General features: G+C 69.9%; 19 protein-coding genes. 6 read left to right on the top strand and 13 right to left on the bottom strand.

The window, feature by feature from the left end; all coding sequences use genetic code 11:
* Positions 1-294: 294 nt before the first annotated feature.
* Together ABD235_RS29935 and ABD235_RS29930 are read right to left on the bottom strand one after the other, a co-directional pair.
* Positions 295-2,370: an alpha/beta fold hydrolase gene (locus ABD235_RS29935; RefSeq protein WP_344180213.1), complete on the bottom strand. Its 2,076-nt coding sequence runs from the start codon at positions 2,368-2,370 to the stop codon at positions 295-297.
* A gap of 13 nt (positions 2,371-2,383) precedes the next feature.
* A complete protein-coding gene (locus ABD235_RS29930; protein ID WP_344180211.1) occupies positions 2,384-3,457 on the bottom strand; it encodes a class I SAM-dependent methyltransferase in 1,074 nt (357 codons plus the stop codon).
* A gap of 93 nt (positions 3,458-3,550) precedes the next feature.
* Here ABD235_RS29930 and ABD235_RS29925 point away from each other — a divergent pair, with 93 nt between their 5' ends.
* A complete protein-coding gene (locus tag ABD235_RS29925) occupies positions 3,551-6,340 on the top strand; it encodes a helix-turn-helix transcriptional regulator (RefSeq protein ID WP_344180209.1) in 2,790 nt (929 codons plus the stop codon).
* On the opposite strand, the gene ABD235_RS29920 is transcribed toward ABD235_RS29925, so the two are convergent.
* Together ABD235_RS29920 and ABD235_RS29915 are read right to left on the bottom strand one after the other, a co-directional pair.
* Positions 6,327-6,740: an SRPBCC family protein gene (locus tag ABD235_RS29920; protein WP_344180207.1), complete on the bottom strand. Its 414-nt coding sequence runs from the start codon at positions 6,738-6,740 to the stop codon at positions 6,327-6,329. The genes ABD235_RS29925 and ABD235_RS29920 overlap by 14 nt on opposite strands.
* Positions 6,730-7,047, bottom strand: a complete 318-nt coding sequence (locus ABD235_RS29915; protein ID WP_344180205.1) for an ArsR/SmtB family transcription factor — start codon at positions 7,045-7,047, stop codon at positions 6,730-6,732. Before ABD235_RS29915 ends, ABD235_RS29920 begins: the two co-directional genes overlap by 11 nt.
* Before the next feature lie 60 nt (positions 7,048-7,107).
* Between ABD235_RS29915 and ABD235_RS29910 the strand changes: the two genes are divergently transcribed.
* From ABD235_RS29910 to ABD235_RS29900, 3 genes are all read left to right on the top strand, one after another.
* A complete protein-coding gene (locus ABD235_RS29910) occupies positions 7,108-8,292 on the top strand; it encodes a cytochrome P450 family protein (RefSeq protein ID WP_344180203.1) in 1,185 nt (394 codons plus the stop codon).
* A gap of 85 nt (positions 8,293-8,377) precedes the next feature.
* On the top strand, positions 8,378-9,007 hold the full coding sequence (locus tag ABD235_RS29905) for a DedA family protein (protein WP_344180201.1): 630 nt from the start codon (positions 8,378-8,380) through the stop codon (positions 9,005-9,007).
* A 119-nt stretch (positions 9,008-9,126) separates the two neighbouring features.
* Positions 9,127-10,257 carry a polysaccharide deacetylase family protein gene (locus ABD235_RS29900; RefSeq protein WP_344180199.1) on the top strand — a complete coding sequence of 377 codons (1,131 nt, stop codon included), beginning with the start codon at positions 9,127-9,129 and terminating at the stop codon, positions 10,255-10,257.
* A gap of 3 nt (positions 10,258-10,260) precedes the next feature.
* On the opposite strand, the gene ABD235_RS29895 is transcribed toward ABD235_RS29900, so the two are convergent.
* The gene (locus ABD235_RS29895) at positions 10,261-11,085 is read right to left on the bottom strand and encodes an acyltransferase domain-containing protein (protein WP_344180198.1); all 825 of its coding nucleotides are present in this window, start codon (positions 11,083-11,085) and stop codon (positions 10,261-10,263) included.
* 83 nt (positions 11,086-11,168) lie between these two features.
* Here ABD235_RS29895 and ABD235_RS29890 point away from each other — a divergent pair, with 83 nt between their 5' ends.
* On the top strand, positions 11,169-11,999 hold the full coding sequence (locus ABD235_RS29890) for a helix-turn-helix domain-containing protein (RefSeq protein ID WP_344180197.1): 831 nt from the start codon (positions 11,169-11,171) through the stop codon (positions 11,997-11,999).
* 4 nt (positions 12,000-12,003) lie between these two features.
* Positions 12,004-12,354, top strand: coding sequence for a VOC family protein (locus tag ABD235_RS29885; protein ID WP_344180195.1), 351 nt, complete (start codon positions 12,004-12,006; stop codon positions 12,352-12,354).
* A gap of 21 nt (positions 12,355-12,375) precedes the next feature.
* Here ABD235_RS29885 and ABD235_RS29880 read toward each other — a convergent pair whose 3' ends face one another.
* From ABD235_RS29880 to ABD235_RS29845, 8 genes are all read right to left on the bottom strand, one after another.
* Complete coding sequence (locus tag ABD235_RS29880) at positions 12,376-13,647, bottom strand: phosphodiester glycosidase family protein (RefSeq protein WP_344180193.1); 1,272 nt, start codon at positions 13,645-13,647, stop codon at positions 12,376-12,378.
* Positions 13,648-13,731: 84 nt separating this feature from the next.
* A complete protein-coding gene (locus ABD235_RS29875; RefSeq protein ID WP_344180191.1) occupies positions 13,732-14,019 on the bottom strand; it encodes a 4a-hydroxytetrahydrobiopterin dehydratase in 288 nt (95 codons plus the stop codon).
* Positions 14,020-14,029: 10 nt separating this feature from the next.
* Positions 14,030-15,418, bottom strand: a complete 1,389-nt coding sequence (locus ABD235_RS29870; protein ID WP_344180189.1) for an MFS transporter — start codon at positions 15,416-15,418, stop codon at positions 14,030-14,032.
* A 34-nt stretch (positions 15,419-15,452) separates the two neighbouring features.
* Positions 15,453-17,435 carry an ABC1 kinase family protein gene (locus ABD235_RS29865; RefSeq protein ID WP_344180187.1) on the bottom strand — a complete coding sequence of 661 codons (1,983 nt, stop codon included), beginning with the start codon at positions 17,433-17,435 and terminating at the stop codon, positions 15,453-15,455.
* A gap of 211 nt (positions 17,436-17,646) precedes the next feature.
* Positions 17,647-18,396, bottom strand: a complete 750-nt coding sequence (locus ABD235_RS29860) for a succinate dehydrogenase/fumarate reductase iron-sulfur subunit (RefSeq protein ID WP_344180185.1) — start codon at positions 18,394-18,396, stop codon at positions 17,647-17,649.
* Positions 18,393-20,270 (bottom strand): fumarate reductase/succinate dehydrogenase flavoprotein subunit, encoded by a 1,878-nt coding sequence (locus ABD235_RS29855; protein WP_344180183.1) that lies wholly within the window; start codon positions 20,268-20,270, stop codon positions 18,393-18,395. Before ABD235_RS29855 ends, ABD235_RS29860 begins: the two co-directional genes overlap by 4 nt.
* Positions 20,271-20,291: 21 nt before the next feature.
* A complete protein-coding gene (locus ABD235_RS29850) occupies positions 20,292-21,080 on the bottom strand; it encodes a hypothetical protein (RefSeq protein ID WP_344180181.1) in 789 nt (262 codons plus the stop codon).
* Between the two features lie 11 nt (positions 21,081-21,091).
* Positions 21,092-21,355, bottom strand: coding sequence for a hypothetical protein (locus ABD235_RS29845; protein ID WP_344180180.1), 264 nt, complete (start codon positions 21,353-21,355; stop codon positions 21,092-21,094).
* Positions 21,356-21,437 lie beyond the last annotated feature (82 nt).

Raw genomic sequence — 21,437 nt, 5'->3', positions numbered from 1 at the left:
GTGCTGAGGTTGGCTTCGATCTCGCCGGAGCCGGAGCCGGAGCCCGAGCCGAAGGAGCTCGAGGCGGAGCGGGAGAGCGGGGTCACGGAGTCCTCCAGGGGCCACCTGCACCCGAGGTGGTCCGACGTGGGCGGGTCGGTGGGGTGCAGCATCCATTGAGGCTGACTTTTTTCACGTCGTAAACCGTTGAGGCCGAGCTGTGACGAGACCTGGAAATTTAGCGCTATAAATGACAATCGGTATCGACTACCACTTTTCGCGGGACTAAGACCATAGTGTGAAAGAAGTTCAGGTTTAGAGGAGTTCGGCAAGGAGACGGCCTGCTCGGTCGGCGCCGTCGGTGGTGACGGGCAGGTAGTCGACCGGGTCCGTGAGGGCCTTGGCGACGGCTTCGGCGAGGCGGTCGGGGCTCGCGGCTTCGGCGTACTCGAGACGGTGGCCGGCTCGGTAGCGGTCGAGGCGGGCGGCGACGTGGAAGTTCTGCTCGAAGTGGTGCTGCAGCGGGACGTAGACGAACGGGACGCGTTGCGCGGTGAGTTCCATGCAAGTGGTGAGGCCGCCTTGGGTGATGACCACGTCTGCCTTTCCGAGTTCCAGGTGGAGGTTGGGGAGATAGCCGTGCAGACGGACGCCGGGGACAACGCGCAACGAGGAAGGATCGATCCTGGGCCCGGTGACGATGTCGAAGGTGAGGCCGGGGACGAGACGTTGGATGGCCGGTACGGCGTCCAGAACCCTGTGCAGCAAGGAGGAACCGGCGCCGGAACCGCCGACGGTGACCAGGCAGCGCGGCGGCCCGGACAGCTGACGTGGCGCCGGGGCGAAGCCGGTGATGTAGCCGGTGAAGGTGTAGTTCTGCTCGGTCCACTCGCGGATCACCGGCAGACCCGGGCCGAAGCTGTCCCCGACGATGTCTTCCGGGTCGCCGACGAACAGCGAGTGGTCCCGGAGACGCCGGTAGCGGGCCCGTTGGGTGAGCATCTCGAGGTTGTAGTCGGTGGTGAGCCCAGCCTCGGAGACGTCCATGGGCAGCCAGCCGACGAAATCCGTGAGCCAGGCGTAGGCGAAGCGTTTGAGCTCCGGGTTCTCGTGCAGGAAGTAGTCGACCTCCCAGGCCTCGTCGCCGATCACCAGGTCGTAGTGGCGGTCCTCGACCACGTCGCTGAAGGTCAGGAAGTTGGCGACCAGGATCTCGTCCATCCGCCGCAGCGTCTGGAAGGCGTGCAGGTCGTGCTCGGCGAAGCCGGCCTCGAAGTCCACGTGGTCGGACTCGCTGAGCAGCCAGGACGACGCCGGATGCACGACCTCGCCCGCATCGGCGAGCACCCGCGTCACGGGATCCTGCGCGAGCCACTCGATCTCCAGATCACCACTCAAAGACCGCAACGACCGCGCGATCGCCAGGTCTCGTCGCGCGTGCCCGAGCCCGATGGGCGACGACAGGTAGAGCACCCGCCGGGGCCGGGACGCGGCGCGCTCCCACGTACGCCGTACCGCCCGAGGAATCAGCCGGGACGCGAAGTCCTTGAGCAGGTGGTTGACCACCACCGGATCGCGCGCGTGCGGCGCGTGCCCGCCGCCGACGACCGTGACCAAGGAGCCATCGGTCAGCGACGCGAGCCGCAAACCCTCGGCCGGCGGCCGGATCCCGTCCTCCGAGCCGTGCACGACCAGCACCGGGCAGCTCACCTCGGCGAACCGCAAGGGATCGAGATGACCCGAGCGCCCGTCCTCGGTGTCGACCAGCAGCTCAGGCGTGATCTCGTGCCCCCACCCGATGCCGTCCTCGATCTGCTTGGTCGAGTGCGGCTCCGGGAACATCCGGGCGAAGAAGAACTCCAGGAAGTCGTCGTACCCGCCCTCGAGCCAGTAGTGCCGGTTGTACTTGGCCCAGCCCTCGGTCGACTCGTGCCGCTCGTCCCAGGTCCAGCGGGTGCGGTCCTCCAGCATAGGCGTCAGCCTGGTCGCCGAGCCGATGCAGACCACGCCGAGCACCCGCGACGGCTGCTGGAGCGCGACCTCCAGCGCCCACGGGCAGCCGCGGGAGAACCCCACGAGCACGCACGACGCCACACCGGCCGCGTCCAGCACCGCGATCGTGTCCGCGACCATCTCGGCATCGGCGTACGCCGATGCGCCCGTCGGGCGGTCCGAGGACCCGGAGCCGCGCCCGTCGAAGGTGATCACCCGGAAGTGCCGCGCGAGGTACGGGACCTGCGCCTTCCAGACCCGCGAGGGCACCAGCGACCAGGTCGGCAGCAGCACGAGCGCCGGGCCGTCGCCCTCGCCGTACACCCGGTAGTGAATGTTCACGCCGTCGCGGGCGACCGAACCCTCCCGGTCGGCCGCCCGCGCGGGTCGTTGCGCCATGTCGCTCACTGTGTCAGGGGCGGACTTCGTAGACCAGGTTGAACGGCGTCTGCGCCGCGACCCGGAACCGGGTGAAACCGGCCGCCGTCGTCACATCACGGATCCGCGCCGGACCGGCCTGGGTGCCGAGCCCCAGCCCGACCTCCTGGGACAGCGATGCCGGCGTGCACAGCAGCGTCGAGAACCCGTAGTACGCGCGGCCGACCGGGTTCAGGTTGTCCTCGACCTTGTCGCCGGCCATCGGCTCGACGACCATCCACGTGCCGTCCGGCGCGAGCGACTCCCGCACCCGGCGCGCGGCGCCGACCGGGTCGCCCATGTCGTGCAGGGCGTCGAAAGTCGTCACCAGGTCGTAGTTCTCACCGCCGTACGACGTGGAGCCGGCGACCTCGAACCTGACGTCGGCACCCGCGTCCGTCGCGCGCTCACGAGCCGTCGCGATCGACTCGGGGTGGTAGTCGGACCCGGTGAAGCTCGACCGTGGGAAGGCCTGCGCCATCAGGATCGTCGAGGCGCCGTGGCCGCAGCCGATGTCGGCGACCTTCGCGCCGTTGGTCAGCTTGTCGACGACGCCGTCGAGCGCCGGCAGCCAGCTGTCGACCAGGTTGGCGTGGTAGCTGGGCCGGAAGAACCGCTCGCAGCCGTCGTGGACGTCGGTGTCGTGCTCGTGCCAGCCGATGCCCGCGCCGCTGCGGGCCGCGTCGACCATCCGGTTGGTGTCCTGGACGGTGCCGAGCGCGATCTGGAAGAAGCCGGGCAGGAACGCCGGGCTGTTCTCGTCGGTCAGCGCCACGGTCTGCTCGGGCGGCAGCGTGTAGAGGCCGGTGGACGGGTCGTAGGTGACGAATCCGCCGGCTGCCTGGGCGTTCAGCCACTCGCGCACGTAGCGCTCGTGGGTGCCGGTGCGGTCGGCCAGCTCGGCCGGCGTGAGGCCGCCGGCGCCGGCCATCGTCTGGTAGAGGCCGAGCTTGTCGCCCAGCACGACGAGCGCCGCGTTGAGCGTCGCGCCGACCTCGCCGACGGCCTGGAACACGAACTGCATCAGCTTGTCGCCGTCGACGGTGACGGGTTGGTCGATGGTGGTCATGGGTCCCCTCCCTGGGATCGCTTACCCGGGTGACGCTAGGAGCGGACAGTCATTCATCGCATCAGGTGGGGCACCTGGTCCTAGACTCCAGAGATGCTGATCGGGCGGGAGGCCGAACGGCGGGCGATCGAGCGGTTGGTCGCGGGGGCGAGGGTGGGATCCAGCGGGGTGCTGCTGATCACGGGAGAACCGGGGATCGGCAAGACCACCCTTCTCGACCAGGCGGCCGCACCGTCCGCCGGCCTTCGCCTGCTCCGGGCCCGGGGGACGGAGACCGAGCACGAAGTGCCGTTCGGTGGGTTGCTGCAGTTGCTTCGCCCGGCTTTGGGTGAGTTGGACAGGATTCCCCCACCGCAGAAGGCCGCTCTGGAAGCTGCCCTCGCGCTGACCACGCCAGGTGATTCCACAGGGCGGTTCGCCGTCGGCGCCGCGACGCTCAGCCTGCTGTGCCGGTACGCCGAACAAGCGCCGCTCGCGGTCCTCGTCGACGACGCGCAGTGGATCGACCGACCGTCCGCGGAAGCCTTGGTGTTCGCGGCCCGGCGGTTGGTGGCGGACCCGATCGTGCTCCTGATCGCCGCTCGGGAGGGTGAGTCGCACCCGTTGGCCGAGGCGGACCTTCCCGTACTGCGGCTCGACGGCCTCGGGTTGGACGACGCCCGCGAGCTGGTCGGACGCCGTACGGCGGACGTCGCGCAGGTGCACCGGATGGTCGGCGGCAACCCGCTCGCGCTGCTCGAGCTGAATCCCCAGAGCCTGCACCGGATCCGGCCGGGAGCGCCGGTGCCCGTACCGCGGCTGCTGGCGGAAGCGTTCTCGGCGCAGGCGGATCGGCTGAGCCCCGAGGCCCGGATCGCCTTGCTGGTGGCGGCTTCCGACGACGGAGAGCTCCAGTTGGTCGCCGCCGTCTGCGACAAGCTGAAGGTCGACATCGCCGTACTGGCCGAGGCCGAGGACGCGGGCCTGATCCGGATCGGCGACGGACGGGTGGAGTTTCGGCATCCGTTGGTGCGCTCGTCCGTGTACGCCGGGGCCGCGGCCGCCACTCGTCGATCCGTCCACCAGGCGATCGCCGGCGTACTGGCCGACTCGGACCGCCAGGTCTGGCACCTGTCCGAAGCCGCGCTGGGATCGGATGACGAGGTCGCGCGCAGGCTGGAGATCGTCGCCGGGCACGCGGTCGAGCGCGGCGCCCACGCGGTCGCGGCGACAGCGCTCGAACGGGCCGCGCGGCTCACGGACGACGCGGCGGAGCAAGCGCGCCGGCTGGTCGCCGCGGGCGAGGCCGCCTGGTTCGCCGGGTTGCCCGAGCGAGCCGAGGAGCTGCTGGTCGAAGCCCTGGGCCGGAATCCCGCGCAAGCGGCGGCCTCGGCGGGCAGCGCAAACTCTGCCGCATCCCGCCGCAGCGCGAGTTCCGCGGCGTCCCGCCGCAGCGCGAGCTCTGCCGTTCCTCGCCGCGTGGCGGGTGACGCCGTCGCGATCCACGCCCAGGAGCTGCGCGGCGACATCGCCGTACGCTGCGGATCACCCGGCCAGGCCCGCGACATCCTGCTCGCCGCCGCTGACGCGGCCGACGACCTGCCGACCCGGATCAGGTTGCTGGGTGACATCGTCAACGCCTGCTTCTACCTCGGTGACACCAACACCGCGCTGCGCGTCGCCGAGGAGCTCGACGCGATCCTGCCGAGCATCGACCAGCCCGAGAGCCGCCTGCTCGGTCTGCTCGCGAGCGGCGTCGCGCGGGTGTTCGCGGGCAGCGGTGGCAGCGAGCAGATCCGTACGGCGGTCACGCTGTCCAGCACGGTGAAGCTGGACCGGCGTCACCAGGTGTGGGTGGTGCTGGCGCCGATGTTCCTGCGCGAACGCGAAGGCGGTCGCGACATGATCCAGCAGGTCCTGCGCGACAGCCGCGACGGAGTCGCCCTCGGCATGCTGCCCGGCGTCCTGTTCCACCTGGCCCGCGATCAGGCGACCACCGATCGCTGGGCCGACGCGGCGGCGTCGTACGACGAAGGGATCCGGCTGTCGCGCGAGACCGGCCAGACGACCGAGCTGGCGATCAACCTCGCGGGACAGGCGTGGCTGTCCGCGCGTCGCGGGCGGGTCGACGAGTGCCGGGCCCAGGCGGCCGAGGCGATCGGGATCTGCACGGCGCGCGAGATCCGGCTCGGGCTCGCTTGGTCGTCGTACGCGCTGGGCGATCTCGAGCTCGGCCTCGGTGACGTGGCGGCGGCGCTCGCGGCGTACGACCGGTTGGTCGGCATCCTCACGACCGGCGGGATGCACGACCCCGACCTGTCGCCCGCGCCCGAGCTGGTCGAGGTGTACCTACGACTCGGCCGGCCGGAAGACGCCGCGCGGACGGCTCGGGACTTCGCCGAGCAGGCCACCCGCAAGGGCCTGCCGTGGTCGCTGGCTCGCGCCGCGCGAGCGCAGGGGCTGGTGAACGACGACGAGCACGCCTTCGAGACCGCGCTCCGGCTGCACGAGCGGACGCTCGACCTCTTCGAGACGGCTCGCACGCACTTGGCGTACGGATCCTGGCTTCGGCGCGTACGACGGCGCGTGGACGCGCGGGTGCAGCTGCGAGCGGCCGTCGGGATCTTCGACCACCTGGGGGCCGGGACCTGGGCCGATCAGGCGGCGGGGGAGTTGAAGGCGACCGGCGAGACGGCCCGACGGCGCGAGCACAGCAGCGCCGACGACCTCACGCCGCAGGAACGCCAGGTCGCGCAACTCCTCGCCGACGGCCACAGCACGCGCGAGGCCGCGGCGAAGCTCTTCCTCAGTCCGAAGACAGTCGAGTACCACCTGCGCAAGGTCTACACGAAGCTCGGCATCCACAGCCGCGCCGAGCTGGCCGAGCAACTCACCGAGACGTGAGCAGCTGCTCCAGCCGGTCGAGCTCCGGCTCCCAGCCTTGCAGGTGGTTGGCCGCGTCGTCCGGACCGGTGAAACCCGTGTGCAGCAACAGCATCCGTGTTCCCTCGTCGGCCTTGCTCAGCTCGACCCGCACGGTCGACGGCTCGTCGGCGTCCTCGTCCCACTTCCACGTGAACGCGAGCAGGTGCGGCGGGTCGACCTCCAGGTAGCTGCCGCGGACGACGTACGGTCCCATCTCGACGACGTACGCGCCTCCGACCCGGACGTCGGCGTCGACCTTCAGCTCCAGCGCCGGGTTCGGGCAGTACCACTGCGCGAGCAGCTCGGCCCGCGTCCACGCGGCGTACACGTCCTCGAGCCCGGCCTTCAGCACGCGCTCGATCCGGATGTCACTCACCATCGCCGTTCCCCTCCAGAAGGTCCGCCAGCCGGTCGACCGTGCGGTTCCAGTACGTCGTGAGGTCGCCGAGCCAGACCTCCACCTCGGACAACGCCTCCGGCCGGATCGCGCAGACCACCGTCCGGCCGACCTTGCGCCGGGTCACCAGCCCGGCGTCGACCAGGACGTGCACGTGCTTGGTGATCGCCGGCGGACTGATCGCGTGCGGCGTCGCCAGCTCGCCCATCGTCGCCTCACCGCGACTGAGCCGGGTCACGATCGCCAGCCGGGTCGGGTCGGCGAGCGCCGCGAAGGTCGTGGTCAGCACCCGAACACTTCACCATCTGGTGAAGTGTTGAGTCAACCCCCGCGCACGTACGGTGGTGAGGTGACGTCGCCCTTCACCGAAACCAGTGGCCAGGCTCGTCTGCGGGGGTTCGCGGAGATGGCGGCGGAAGGGCCGCTGCAGTACGTGACGCTCTTCACCGGCGTACCGGTCTGGCTGGTGACCGGGTACGCCGAGGCGCGGCAGCTGCTCGCGCACCCGGACGTCGTCCGGTCGTCGCTCGACGGGCCGCACCGCGACCAGGTCTGGGACGACCTGGTCAACTCGATGGAACGGCACATGCTGAGCGCCAATCCGCCGGACCACACCCGGATGCGCAAGCTCGTGTCGGCCGCTTTCACCCGGCGGCGGATCGAGCGGCTGGAGCCGCGGATCCGCGAGATCGCCGGCGAGCTGCTCGACGAGATGGCGGCCGCCGACGGGCCGATCGACCTGGTCGGCGCCTACAGCTACCCGTTGCCGATCACGGTCATCTCCGAGCTGCTCGGCATCCCCGCGATCCGCCGCGACGACTTCCGCCGTTGGTCGTCGGTCGTCGTGAACGCGGCCGTGCACACGCCCGAGGAGTACATCGAGGCCGCGCTCGCGATGGTCGAGTTCATCCGGGAGATGATCGAGGACCGCCGGGTGGCCGCACCGTCCGACGACCTGCTGTCCGCGCTGATCGCGGCCCGCGACGGCGGCGACCGGCTGACCACGGACGAGCTGACCTCGATGGTCTACCTGCTGCTCGCCGCCGGCCACGAGACCACGGTCAGCCTGATCAGCAACGGCGTGCACGCGCTGCTCACCCACCCCGACCAACTCGCGCTGCTCAAGGCCGAACCCGAACGTCTCCCGGCCGCCGTCGAGGAACTCATCCGGTACGACGGTCCGCTGCAGGCCGCGATCCCGTACGTCGCTCGCGCGCCGATCGAGATCGCCGGGCGGACGATCCTGCCCGGCGCGGTGATCGTGTTCGCGCTGGTCGCGGCCAACCGCGACGACGCGAAGTTCGGCGCCGGCGGCGAGCTCGACATCAGGCGGACGGACAACCAGCACCTCGGCTTCGGTCACGGCATCCACCACTGCCTGGGCGCGCCGCTGGCCAGGCTCGAGGGCCGGGTCGCGCTCGGCATGCTGTTCGACCGTTTCCCGGGCCTGCGGCTGACCGAACCTGACGGTGATCCGCGCCGCACCCCGGGCCTGCTGATGAACGGAATCGCGGAGCTTTCCGTCCGGCTGTGAACACTGGGTGAATTCCGTCCCAGGCGCCCCGAACCGCAGCGTCGGGATTGGGAGGACCTTGACACCGGATGGCATGCTCGGGGTCGTGACAGAGTTGATGGACGCCGCCCGGGAGCTGCTCAGCATCGCGATGGCGTCGCATTGGCTGCTGCTGGTGCTGTTTCTCGCTGCCGCGATCGACGCCGTGTTCCCGGTGATCCCGAGCGAGGGGCTGGTCGTCACCGCCGGGATGGCGGCCGCGGCCGGCCACCAGAACCTGCTGCTCGTGATCGTGCTGGCGATGGTCGGCTCGGTGATCGGCGAGTGCGTCTGCTACTTCATGGGTCGCGGCTCCGGTCCCGCGCTGCGGCGCTGGATGCGCCGGCGCGAGGCCCGGCAGGCGATGTACGACAAGGTCAGCCGAGCGCTGCACACGCGCGGCGGGCTGATCCTGATGACCGTGCGCTACATCCCTGGCGCGCGGATGGTCGCGACGCTGACGGCGGGCGCGACGGCGTACTCGTTCCGCAAGTTCGTGCTGTTCACCGCGGCCGGCGTGACCGTGGCCTACACCTACGTCGCCCTGCTCGGGTACCTGGGCGGCGACGCCTTCGCGCACGACTCGCTGAAGGCGCTCGCGTTCAGCCTGGGCCTGGCCTTCACGATCGGGCTGGTGCTCGAGACGACCCGGCGGATCGTCGGTCGCCGCAAGGCGGCCAGGGTCGCGGCCGAGTAACGACTGACCGGACGGTTTCGGGCCGGTCGCGTGTCCCGGGCCAACTCAATCGTTTGTTCGTGCGTCTCTAGAGGTATGACGGGGGTACGAGGCACACCGGTCCAGGTCGTGGTCGAGGCATGCTGAGGCGGCAACGACTGGTCGCAGCGACGGCGCTCGTGGCGGCGCTGGCCACCGGATGCGCGGACACCGCGCCGGAAGGCTCGTCGGGTCCGCCCGGCAAACCACCGTCCAGTACGCCGACGCCGAGCGAGCCGGACCCTTCGGCCACGCTGACGCCGGGCGTGAAGCCGCCGGCCGCGGCGCCCGTGACCAGGTCCTTCCCGGCCAAGCTGCCGAACGGCAAGCCGCCGTTGTTCGTCGTCGTCTCCTTCGACGGCGCCGGCGACCTCGCGCTGTGGTCGCACTGGCGCACGGTCGCCAAGCAGGTCGACGCACGGATGACGTTCTTCCTGTCCGGCCCGTACCTGTACCCCGAGGCGCGCAGGACCGACTACAAGCCGCCGTACCAGAAGCCCGGTGCCTCCGACATCGGCTGGGCCGACGCGCCCAAGGCGATCGCGCGGGCGACCGTGCTGCGGCAGGCGATCGCCGAGGGCCACGAGATCGGCACCCACGCGAACGGGCACTTCTGCGGCAAGAACGGGATCGACCGCTGGTCGGCCACGCAGTGGAAGGCCGAGCTCGACGCGTTCGACACGATGGTCGAGACCGGGCCGACGCTGGCCGCGGGCAGGACGTTGGCGGCGCCGTTCGACCCGACGACGGTGAAGGGCATGCGGACGCCGTGCCTGGAGGGCAACCGGCCGGCGTACCGGCAGGTGATGCGGCAGCGCGGGATGCTGTACGACGCCTCCGAGCCGGGCTACATCGCGTGGCCGAAGAAGGAGGACGGCGTCTGGGACTTCCCGCTGCAGTCCGTCGATCTGGCCGGGACGCGCAAGAGCACGCTGACGATGGACTACAACCTCTGGTACGCGCAGACCAAGGCCCGCAAGGCGCCGATCGCGCACGCGCCGAAGCTGAAGGCCCAGGTGCTGGCGACGTACCGGCAGGCGCTGGCGCGGTCGCGCGCCGGGAACAACCCGCCGCTGTTCCTCGGCAACCACTTCAACCGGTGGAACAACAGCGTCTACTCCGACGCGCTGACCACGTTCGTCCAGGAGACGTGCACGCAGCCGGACGTGAAGTGCGTCAGCAACGTCGAGCTGATCGCCTGGCTGACCAAGTACGGCGTACCGAAAGGCTGAGCGTCACAGCCTGAGGTAGCCGAACGCGGTCTGCCAGGTGCCGCCGGCCTTGATCCGCTCGACGATCAGCCGCTGCAGCGCGGTGTCCTGCGGGAACTCGTCGAGCTTGCCGAGGTCGTGGCTGCGGAAGGTGAAGAAGATCGCGCTGCCCTGGGAGTCGTGCGGTTCGCCGTACGGCGTGAAGCGGCGGCCGAAGCGCACCATGTTCGAGTCCTGCGGCAGGTGGTCGAGCAGGTACGGGTCGATCAGCCAGGAGCCGAGCGTCGCCGTCTTCACCGGCTGGTCCGGGAAGTGCTCGGCGAAGAACGCCCGTGCCTGGTCGAAGCTGTCGTCGACGGACTCGGGCGTCAGCGGGCCGGTCTCCGGGATGTGCACGCCGATCACCCACTCGCCGGGCTCGACGCCGGGCACCGGGTGCTCGTCGGGGACCCGGTGGATCATGAACTGCAGCCGGCCGAGCGCGTACAGCATGCCGGTCCAGTACGTGCTCACCCACCAGTGCGTCTCGAGGCCGAACTTGCCGTGCGTCCGCCGGTTCACCTTCAGCTGCTGACCGAGGTCGGCCAGCGTGGCCCAGCTGATCTCGTCGCTGACCCCGAGCTCCTGGTGGTAGCGGCGGATGTCCGGCAGGGTCTCCAGGTACGCCGCGAGCGACACCATCGGATCCTTGGGCACCTCCAGCTCCGCCTCGGCCGGTGCCTGGCCGATCGTCTTGCGCAGGTACGCGGCGAACTCGGCCACCGGCACCGGGTCGACGTCGAGCTTCTCGGCGTCGGCCTGGTCCTCGGCACTGAAACCCAGCAGGCGGTACTCCTCAGCGGTCGTCACGGATCAAGGATGTCAGATCCTCACCGTTCTTCGCCGCTGCCGGTCAACGTTCTTCGGCCAGGCCCGGGACCTATCGTGGGGAGGTGGTTGCCTACCTGCGATTTCCGCCGCCGGCCGGCCAAGTGGGGCTGGTCGAGCACTACTGGATGGTCGAGGGCGGCGGAGCGGCGGACCAGATCCTGGTCCCCAACGGCCGTCCGGCGCTGGCGGTCGCGCTGGGGACGCCGGGGCGGCGGCACGATCCGGTGACCGGCAGTTCGTGGGTGAACGACGGGTCGTTGTTCGGGGTGATGACAAGACCGCACGTCCTCGGTCAGTCGGGTCCGTCGAGCTACGCCGGCGCCGAGCTGAAGCCGTGGGGGATCGCGGCGCTGACCTCACGGCGGCTGGTCGATCAGGTGCTGCCGCTCGACGCCTGGCTCGGACCTGGGACCACCGAAGGGCTGGCGGCTCGCTTGCGGGGCTGCGAGTTCGGTCCGTCGCGGGCTGCGGCGCTGGCCGACTGGTTGGCTCCCCGGCTGCGGCCGGTCGACGTCGCCGTCGCCGAGCGCGCAGTGCGGTTGATCGAGGAGTCCCGCGGAACGTTGCCGGTCGCGGAGCTCGCGCGGGCGCTGGACGTTCCGTACAGCACGCTGCACCGGCGGTTCCGCGAGCTGGTCGGGGTCGGGCCGAAGCAGTTCGGGGAGATCGTCCGGTTCTTCCACTTCACCGGCGGGCTGCTCGACGGGCCGGCGGACGGGACCGCGATGCTGGCCGCGCTGCACGGCTACTACGACCAGGCGCACGCCGCGCGGGACTTCAAGCGGTACACGGGGGTCAGCGCCTCGTCGTTCCGGGCGGTGAGCAACGGAATCGCCGCGCTGATGCATGAGAGATCCGTCCAAGACCTGTCCGCCGGGGAGCAGGCACGCTGACGGCATGGGACGAATCGTTCACGTGGAGCTGACCTCGGCCGATCCCGAGCGGGCGGTGGACTTCTACCGCGCGGCCTTCGGCTGGGAGAGCGCAGCCTCGCCGTACGTCGACGGGTACTTGCTGACAGCAACCGGTTCGGGCGACGGGATCGACGGCGCGATCATGAGCCGGGAGCATCAGTCGCAGGCGGCGATCGTGTGGTTGCAGGTCGAAGATCTGGAAGCAACCCGTACGGCGGTCGTTGCGGCCGGCGGGTCGGTGGTGGGGGAGCCGCAGGAGATCCCGGGGCAGGGGTCGGTCGGCTACGTGCGCGACCCCGAAGGAACACTGCTCGGACTGCGCCAACCTGTCTGAGGCCGGCGCAGTCCGCCTGGATCAGTTCGCGTACTTGGAGTCGACGTACACGAGCGCGTCGCCGACCGGGCGTTCGGCGCCGGCCGGGTGGTTGACGAGGGTGCCGTTGACGGCCATCGACGTGGAGCCGCCGCCGTCGAGGTTCATCGCGTCGCGGAGGCCGAGGGCCTTGGCGAGGGCGGCGGACTCGGCCATCGTGGTGCCGACGCTGGTGGTCTGGCGGCCGTCGACGGTGACGAAGACGATCTTGCCGTCCTTGGTGGTGCCGGCCAGCGTGCGCGGGTTGCGGTCGTTGAAGCTGCCGCCGGTGGGCTGCTCGACGACCTTGCCGTCGCGGACCAGCAGGCCGCGCCCGGTCACGCCGTACAGGCTGTTCTTCAGCGCGACCTTCTTGCCGTTCTCCTCCTTCACGGCCAGCGCGGTGGTGACGCACCCGCCGGCAAGGGCCTGGAACAGGCTGATCGTGTCCTGGCCGGTGGCCTGGATCGAGGTCTGGCCAGCGGCGAGCGCCGTACCGCGGGTGGTGGCGGTGCGGACGACGCAGCCCTTTCGGTCGAGCACGACCTCGACACCGGCGCCAGCCGGCGTCGCGGCGGCGAACTCGGGCGTGAACAGCGACACGTCACCCGGTACGGCGCAGTCGGTCTGCGCGGTCAGCGTCGCGCAGGCAGCGGGGACGACCGGCGGGTGGTTGACGAACTCCAGCGGCAGCGTGGCCGCGGTCTTCTTGTTCGTCACCGTGCCGGTCCAGCTCAGGTGGCCGATCAGCGCCTTGCTGGTCTTGGCGTCGATGAGGAAGTTCGTCTCGGCCGGGTCGGCCAGCGGCTCGCTCAGCAGCTTGCCGCCGAACAGGCCGAGGCCGACCTGCTCGCCCGGGTACAGCTGGCTCGCGGTGAAGGTGAAGAACGACGCGTTCACGCCGGCCAGCGCGCCGGCGCCGGTGACCAGGGCGGTGGTCGGCTCGGTCTTGGCCAGGTCCGGGCCGTACGTCGCCTTGACGTAACCCTTCGCCGTGGCCGGGTCGATCGTGAGCACCTTGATCGAGTACGGGCCCCGCGTGGTCGTGTTGATCTGGTCAGCCGGCGCCGGCTCGGTGCCGCGCACGATGCTGGTCAGCGTGACGCCGTCGGTCAGCGTCTGGGCGCTGCGGGTCTCGGTGAGGTCCTGGTCGCCCAGCGGGAGAGTGAGGCTGCCCGCGGCGTTGGCGCCGGCCGGGACGAGGCCGAGACCGGCGAGCGCCAGCAGGACGGCTCCGGCCACCGCGGCGCGCGGTCGTCGTACGGAAGAAGTCATGCCTGGACCCAACGCGACCGGACGGAAACTTTCGCGCGATCTAGTTAACAGGTAAGCAACTTCCGGATGATGCTTTCGGTCAGGTCAGCCCGCGGCGGTGTCGATGTGCCGGGCCAGCACCAGGTCGTCGTCGGTGATCCCGCCGGCGTCGTGGCTGGAGACGCGGAAGGTGATCGTGGTGTAGCGGATGTCGATGTCCGGGTGGTGGTTCATCGACTCGGCCAGCTGCGCGACCGTCGCGACCAGCCGGATCCCGTCCAGGAAGGTCTCCTTCTTGACGCTGCGGACGAGGGCGTTGTCGGCGACCTTCCACTCCGGGAGGTGGTCGCGGATCGCCTGGTCGATCTGGTCGTCGGTCAGCAGCTCAGCCATGGCGCACACTCTAGCGCTGCACGCGCGGAACCTTTGCCGAGGTGAGCAGGGCGAGCAGGGCCAGTACGGCGGACGTCGTGATGATGGCGCCGAAGACCCAGCCGGTGGGGTGGTCGGCGTTGACGGCGAGCAGGGTGCCGAAGAGGGCGAAGACGGCGGCGATGCTGATCGTGCCGGCCATCTGGGCGCTGCTGCTGTTGCGGCCGGAGTTGGTGGCGTCGGACAGGTCGAGGGTGAGGACGGAGACGCTGGAGGAGTTGAGGCCCATGCCGATGCCGGCGATCGACCAGCTGATCAGGCCGAGCCAGGTGTGGTTGGTCCAGGCAAGCAACGACGTCCCGGCGATGCCGACGGTCATCAGGGCCAGGCCGGTACGGAGGACAGTGAGGCGGTCGAATCCGTGGTCACGGCCCTGCAGCCACGAGCCGAGCGCCCAGCTGACGCCGGTGATCGACAAGGTGACGCCGGCGCGGGACGGGCTGAAGTCGTGCAGAACCGTGAGCAGCAAGGGAAGGTAGGCGCCTGCTCCGGCGAAGGCGGCGCCGCCGAGACCTCGGACGGCGACGACCGCGGGGAAGCCGCGGCGGGCGGTGAAGGTCCCGGCCGGCATGATGCGTACGGCGGCGACGCCGAGGACCACGAGGCTGATCGGGACAGCGATCCAGGCGATCGCCGGATGGGTCTCGAGCTGGTCGCCGGCCCAGGTCAGCGCGAAGAGTGCGACCGACGCAGTGAGTGCCCAAGGCAACAAGGTGCGCTGGGCCGCCAGGGCATCGACATCCTTGGCGGTGGGCTGCTCGGTGGTGGCCGGCATCCGGAGCGCCGGGCGCAGGCAGAGCCAGGTCGGGACCAGCAGCAGCAACGCGCCGAGGAACACCCAGCGCCAGCCGACCTGCTCGGTGACCAGGCCGGTCACCACCGGGCCGACCACCGACGGCAGGATCCACATCGCCGCGAACAGCGAGAACATCCGCGGCCGCAGGACGGCGGGCAGCGCTCGCGCGACCAGGACCATCAGCGCGACGTCCAGCAGCCCTTCGGCGAAGCCGCTCAGCAGCCGGCCGCCGATCACCATCGGCATCGACTGCGCCGTACCGACCAGCAGTTGCGCGGCCACGAAGGTGATCGCGCCCGCCCGCAAAGCGGCGACCGGTCCTCGCCGGTCCGCCCACAGGCCGGCGAGCGCGAGCGACACCAGGTACGACGCGTTGGGGGCGGCGTTGGCCAGGCCGAAGCTGCCGAGCGCGTCGAACTCCCGGACCATCGTCGGCAGCGCCGTACCGACCGCGCGGTTCTCGAACGCGGCCAGGGTGACCAGGCCGACGACGCCGAGCACGAGCGCGAGGTGCTCGCGGCCGAACAGGCGGGGCGGGGCGTGGACTGCTTGTTCCTGGGACATGCGGCTCATCCTCAAGGTTCAAGCTCGCTTGAAGTCAACTGCCGCGGCGGGCGTCGGGGAGACGGAAGATCAGGACCAGGACGCGCAGCACGAGCACGGCGCAGATCACCAGCAGGTTGTAGCCGAACAGCTGGAACAGCGTCATCGTGGCGGTGACCTGCGGGCCGCCCGGCGTACCGAGCAGGAGGACGGCCATCACACCGGCCGTGGCGCCGAGGATCGCGAGCAGGGCCTGGTGCAGCATCGACGTGAAGTGCCGCCGGTCGCGCTCGTCGGCGAAGAGCCGGACGTTGAGGCCGAGCCGGCCGGACTCGGCCGCGGCGGCGATCCGGTCGATCCGGCGCGGGAGGCGCCGCAGCATCGGCAGGAGCGTGGCGAGCTCCTCGGTCGCCGTACGGCGTAAGGCGTCCGGGGCGAGCCGGTCGGTCACGTGCGCGGAGGCGAACTGCCGGGACGCGGCGATCAGGTCGAAGCCGGGCGACAGCCGCGAGATGGTGCCCTCGATCGTCGCGAGCGCGCGGAAGACCGCGGCGACCTCGGGCGGGACGCCGAGACCGTGCGCGGTGATGATCCGGAACAGGTCGTTGAACATCGCCGGGCCGAGCGCGGCGCCGGCCCCGAGGTGGCGGGCCATGAACTGGCCGACCGCGCGTTCCAGGGCCTGCTCGTCGACGACGTCGGGGCGGTCGACGATCTCGAGCAACGCGTCGGTCGCGGTGACCGGGTCGCCGTGGTCGACACCGAGCAGGAAGCGCTGCAGGGCCTCGCGGGTGGACGGATCGAGCCGGCCGACCGAGCCGAGGTCGAGCATGCCGAGCCGGCCGTCGGTGAGCAGCAGGAAGTTGCCCGGGTGCGGATCGGCGTGGAAGACGCCGTCGATCGCGACCTGGCTCAGCAGGCAGTCGAAGAGGATCCGCGCGAGCCGCGCGCCGTCCTGCCCGCGCTCGGCCAGGACGGCGGCCGCGTTGCCGAGGCCGACGCCGTCGAGGTGTTGCATGGTGAGGACGCGGCGGGTGGACAGACGCGGGTAGAGCTCCGGTACGACGACGTCGGCGTTGGCCGCGACGGACCGGCCGGCGGCGACGGTGGTCATGTTGCCGGCCTCGACGGTGAAGTCGAGCTCCTCCAGCATCGCGTCGGCGAACCCCTCGGCCAGCGCGCGGACGCCCATCGCGCGGCCCCAGTCGGTGTTGCGCTCGAGCATCCGGGCCAGGCGGCGGACGATGTCGAGGTCGCGCTGGACCAGGGCGGTGATGCCTGGCCGCTGCACCTTCACGACGACCGGCGTACCGGTGTCCGCGAGGCGGGCCGCGTAGACCTGGGCGACCGAGGCGGCGGCGAGTGGTTCGGTGCCGAAGTCCTGGAAGATCTGCTGCGGATGGGCGCCGAGCTCGTCGGTGAGCGCCTGCTCGATCTCGGGCCAGGGGGCGGGGGAGACCTGGTCCTGCAAGCGGCTGAGCTCGGTGGCGACCGACGCGGGGATGACGTCGCTGCGGGTGGAGAGGACCTGGCCGAGCTTGACGAACGTGACACCGGCTTCGTCCAGGGCCAGACGGAGCGAACGGGCCAGGTCGGCCTGGCCGGCGGCGTCCTCGCGGCCGGGACGGCGGCGGCCGCGGAGGTACGGGCCGAGCCCACGGCGTACGGCGATCCGGAGGATCTGCAGGTACCGACGGGTGCGGGCGATCCGGCCGCCGACGTCGCGGCGCAGGTCGCGCACGCGGGGGAGCGAGCCGGTCGGGACGAGGGCTTCGGACAGGACGAGGAAGATCAGGCCGGTCAGCATCGAGCAGAGCGCCGTGAGACCGAGGTACGCCGCGGCGGCACCGTTGGAACCGGTCCAGGGCAGTGGACCGACCAGGGCGTTCATCACCGGGCTGAAGATCAACAGGGTGAGCAGGGCGCCGATCGCCATCCGCACCAGCCCGAACCGCACCCCGAGCAACCGCTGCGACACCGGCACGAAGATCACCATGAAGATGACGAGATTGACCAGCCCGATCACCAGAACGTCCATGCCGAGCACCCTAGAAGACCCAACGTGGCGAATGTCTCACCCACACAGGTGAGCCGGTTCCCCCACAGGAGTGAACCGACCCTGGTCCGGAGTCGCCACCCCAGCCCCGACCTGATCCGAGAACGGGGACCGTGACCAGCAAAGCGGGACCGTGAACACGAAATAACGTGTTCACGGTCCCGCGATGGTGTTCACGGTCCCGAAAGGTGGTTCAGGTGCGGCGGCGGATCTTGTTGCCGAGCCAGACGATCGGGTCGTACTTGCGGTCGGCGACGCGTTCCTTCATCGGGATGAGGGCGTTGTCGGTGATCTTGATGTGCTCGGGGCACACCTCGGTGCAGCACTTGGTGATGTTGCAGAAGCCGAGACCGTGCTGGTCCTGCGCCTCGTGCTGCCGGTCGGCCGCGTCCAGCGGGTGCATGTCCAGCTCGGCGATCCGCATCAGGAAGCGCGGGCCCGAGAAGGACTCCTTGTTCTCCTCGTGGTCGCGGATCACGTGGCAGGTGTCCTGGCACAGGAAGCACTCGATGCACTTGCGGAACTCTTGCGACCGCTCGACGTCGACCTGCTGCATCCGGTACTCACCGGGCTTGAGGTCGGCCGGCGGTGTGAAGGCCGGGATCTCCCGCGCCTTCTGATAGTTGAACGACACGTCGGTGACCAGGTCGCGGATCACCGGGAAGGTGCGCATCGGCGTGACCGTGACGGTCTCGCCCTCCTCGAACGTGTTCATCCGGCACATGCACATCAGCTTCGGCATGCCGTTGATCTCGGCCGAGCACGAGCCGCACTTGCCGGCCTTGCAGTTCCACCGGACCGCGAGATCCGGCGTCTGCGTGGCCTGCAGACGGTGGATGACGTCGAGCACGACCTCACCCTCGTTGACGTCGACCTCGTAGTCCTCCAGGCCACCGCCTTCAGCATCTCCGCGCCAGACCCGGAACTTGCCCTTGTAGGTCATGCCGGCAGTTCCTCCTCGGTCATGTACTTCTTCAGCTCGTCCAGCTCGAACAGTTCGAGCAGGTCGTCCCGCATCGGGATCTGGTCCTTCTTCGACACGTCGACGCTGCCGTCGGCGTTCAGCCGGCAGACCAGTAGCAGCTTGCGCCACTCGGCGTTCATGCCCGGGAAGTCGTCGCGGGTGTGACCGCCGCGGGACTCCTCACGCTCCAGCGCCGCCTTCGCGACGCACTCCGACACCGTCAGCATGTTGCGCAGGTCCAGCGCGAGGTGCCAGCCGGGGTTGAACTGCCGGTGCCCCTCGACGGTCATCTTCGCGATCCGGCCGCGGAACTCGGCCAGCCGCGACAGCGCCTGCTCCATCTCCTCGGCCTTGCGGATGATGCCGACCAGGTCGTTCATCGACTGCTGCAGTTCCTGGTGGATGGTGTACGGGTTCTCGCCACCCTCCAGCTCGAACGGCGCCAGCGCCTCGGCCGCCGCCGCGTCGATGTCGGCCTCGGCGATCCGCGGCCGGTTGTCCCCGAGCGAGTCGAGGTACATCGCGGCGCCCATCCCGGCCCGCCGACCGAACACCAGCAGGTCGGACAGCGAGTTGCCACCCAGCCGGTTCGAGCCGTGCATGCCTCCGGCAACCTCACCGGCCGCGAACAGGCCCGGTACGACGGACGACGCGGTGTCCGGGTCGACCTCGACGCCACCCATCACGTAGTGGCAGGTCGGACCGACCTCCATCGGCTCGGCGGTGATGTCGACGTCGGCCAGTTCCTTGAACTGGTGGTGCATCGACGGCAGCCGCCGGGTGATCTCCTCGGCCGGCAGCCGGGTCGACACGTCCAGGAAGACCCCGCCGTGCGGCGTACCGCGACCGGCCTTGACCTCGGAGTTGATCGCCCGGGCGACCTCGTCGCGGGGCAGCAGCTCCGGTGGGCGCCGGTTGTTGTCGGCGTCCTTGTACCAGCGGTCGGCCTCTTCCTCGGTGTCCGCGTACTGCGCCCGGAACACGTCCGGCACGTAGTCGAACATGAACCGCTTGCCCTCGGAGTTGCGCAGCACCCCGCCGTCACCACGGACCGACTCGGTGACCAGGATGCCCTTCACCGACGGCGGCCAGACCATGCCGGTCGGGTGGAACTGGATGAACTCCATGTTGATCAGCGTCGCACCGGCCCGCATCGCCAGGGCGTGCCCGTCACCGGTGTACTCCCAGGAGTTCGAGGTGACCTTGAACGACTTGCCGACACCACCGGTGGCCAGGATGACGGCCGGTGCGTCGAACAGGATGAACCGGCCCGACTCACGCCAGTAGCCGAAGGCACCGGAAATCGCGTCGCCGTCCTTCAGCAGCTCGGTGACCGTGCACTCGGCGTACACCTTGAGGTTGGCCTCGTAGTCGCCGGTGGCCTGGAAGTCCTCCTGCTGCAGGGAGACGATCTTCTGCTGCAGGGTGCGGATCAGCTCCAGCCCGGTGCGGTCGCCGACGTGCGCGAGCCGCGGGTAGGAGTGGCCGCCGAAGTTGCGCTGGCTGATCCGGCCGTCCGGCGTCCGGTCGAACAGCGCGCCGTAGGTCTCCAGTTCCCAGACCCGGTCAGGGGCTTCCTGCGCGTGCAGCTCGGCCATCCGCCAGTTGTTCAGGAACTTCCCGCCGCGCATCGTGTCGCGGTAGTGGACCTGCCAGTTGTCGTTGGAGTTCGCGTTGCCCATCGCCGCCGCGCAGCCGCCCTCGGCCATCACGGTGTGCGCCTTGCCGAACAGGGACTTGCACACGATCGCGGTGCGCTTGCCCTGCTCGCGGGCCTCGATCGCCGCGCGCAGACCGGCGCCGCCGGCCCCGATCACGACGACGTCGTACTGGTGTCGTTCCAGCTCAGTCATAAGTTGTCAGACGTCCGAATCTCAGTTGATGAAGCGCAGGTCGGAGAACCAGCCGGCCGACAGCGCCATGATGTAGAAGTCGGTGAGGATCACGGTGAACAACGAGATCATCGCGAACGTGCCGTGCTTGGGGTTCAGCTTCGACACGAAGGTCCAGTACCGGTAGCGCAGCGGGTGCTTGGAGAAGTTCTTCAGCCGGCCGCCGACGATGTGGCGGCAGGCGTGGCAGGACAACGTGTAGAGCCACAGGAAGACCAGGTTGACCCAGATGATCAGCGTGCCCAGCCCGATCCCGAAGCCGCCGCCCTCGCCGTGGAAGGCGAGCACACCGTCGTACACGTTGAGGATTCCGAAGACCAGCGCGCCGTAGAAGAAGTAGCGGTGCAGGTTCAGCGCGACCAGCGGGAACTTGCGCTCACCGGTGTAGCTCTTGTGCGGCTCCGGGACGGCGCAGGCCGACGGCGCGAAGAACAGCGAGCGGTAGCCGGCCTTGCGGTAGTAGTAACAGGTGCCCCGGAAGCCGGCCAGCACCGCGAAGGTGATGATGCTGAACGGGATCACCCGCGGGAACTCGCCGAACCAGGTGCCCAGGTGGCTCGACCCGGGGACGCAGGACTCGGTCACGCACGGCGAGTACAGGGGAGTGAGGTAGTGGTGCGCGTCGACCCAGTACCACTTGTTCATGAAGATCCGGACCGTCGCGTAGACGACGAAGAAGCCCAGGATCACGCCGATCCGCAGCGGCGCCAGCCACCAGCGGTCGGTCCGCAACGTCTTCTGCCCGATCGACGCGCGACCGGGACTGTTCACACCAATGGCCATCAGGGCGCGCGCCGGTCCGGTGCTCCGAAGCCTTCGTGCTCTGCTTCTGTCCACATGGACGCGTCATACTCCACGTCGGGAATCTCCTCGAGTTCCTCCGGAACAGGTCCGGGTCTGTGCCGCGGGTCGGGCGGGCCCAGCTCGGCCAGGTCGTCGCTCAACCGGGCCACGTCGGAGACCAGCCGGCGTACGCCGAGGGTGTCGCCGTACTCCTGGCTGAGTCTCCCGACGCATCCGTGCAGCGCCTCGAGTGCGCGTTGCACAGCTGCCACACTGCTGCTGCCATCGCCCATACCGACTCCAGTAATGGTTTTGTCGCTGTAAGTATGGGCACACTTTGCCTTC

It is taken from the genome of Kribbella lupini (genome assembly GCF_039529595.1).
In the GTDB taxonomy this organism is placed as follows: Bacteria; Actinomycetota; Actinomycetes; order Propionibacteriales; family Kribbellaceae; genus Kribbella; species Kribbella lupini.
The sequence above is the reverse complement of the archived record's forward strand: the minus strand, read 5'-3'. Positions and strand labels throughout refer to the sequence as shown.

Excerpts from the sequence above, each read along its gene's own strand:
- ABD235_RS29935 (WP_344180213.1), bottom strand. The coding sequence starts at position 2,370 with ATGGCGCAACGACCCGCGCGGGCGGCCGACCGGGAGGGTTCGGTCGCC.
- ABD235_RS29930 (WP_344180211.1), bottom strand. The coding sequence starts at position 3,457 with ATGACCACCATCGACCAACCCGTCACCGTCGACGGCGACAAGCTGATG.
- ABD235_RS29925 (WP_344180209.1), top strand. The coding sequence starts at position 3,551 with ATGCTGATCGGGCGGGAGGCCGAACGGCGGGCGATCGAGCGGTTGGTC.
- ABD235_RS29920 (WP_344180207.1), bottom strand. The coding sequence starts at position 6,740 with ATGGTGAGTGACATCCGGATCGAGCGCGTGCTGAAGGCCGGGCTCGAG.
- ABD235_RS29900 (WP_344180199.1), top strand. The coding sequence starts at position 9,127 with ATGCTGAGGCGGCAACGACTGGTCGCAGCGACGGCGCTCGTGGCGGCG.
- ABD235_RS29885 (WP_344180195.1), top strand. The coding sequence starts at position 12,004 with ATGGGACGAATCGTTCACGTGGAGCTGACCTCGGCCGATCCCGAGCGG.
- ABD235_RS29880 (WP_344180193.1), bottom strand. The coding sequence starts at position 13,647 with ATGACTTCTTCCGTACGACGACCGCGCGCCGCGGTGGCCGGAGCCGTC.
- ABD235_RS29875 (WP_344180191.1), bottom strand. The coding sequence starts at position 14,019 with ATGGCTGAGCTGCTGACCGACGACCAGATCGACCAGGCGATCCGCGAC.
- ABD235_RS29870 (WP_344180189.1), bottom strand. The coding sequence starts at position 15,418 with ATGTCCCAGGAACAAGCAGTCCACGCCCCGCCCCGCCTGTTCGGCCGC.
- ABD235_RS29865 (WP_344180187.1), bottom strand. The coding sequence starts at position 17,435 with ATGGACGTTCTGGTGATCGGGCTGGTCAATCTCGTCATCTTCATGGTG.
- ABD235_RS29860 (WP_344180185.1), bottom strand. The coding sequence starts at position 18,396 with ATGACCTACAAGGGCAAGTTCCGGGTCTGGCGCGGAGATGCTGAAGGC.
- ABD235_RS29855 (WP_344180183.1), bottom strand. The coding sequence starts at position 20,270 with ATGACTGAGCTGGAACGACACCAGTACGACGTCGTCGTGATCGGGGCC.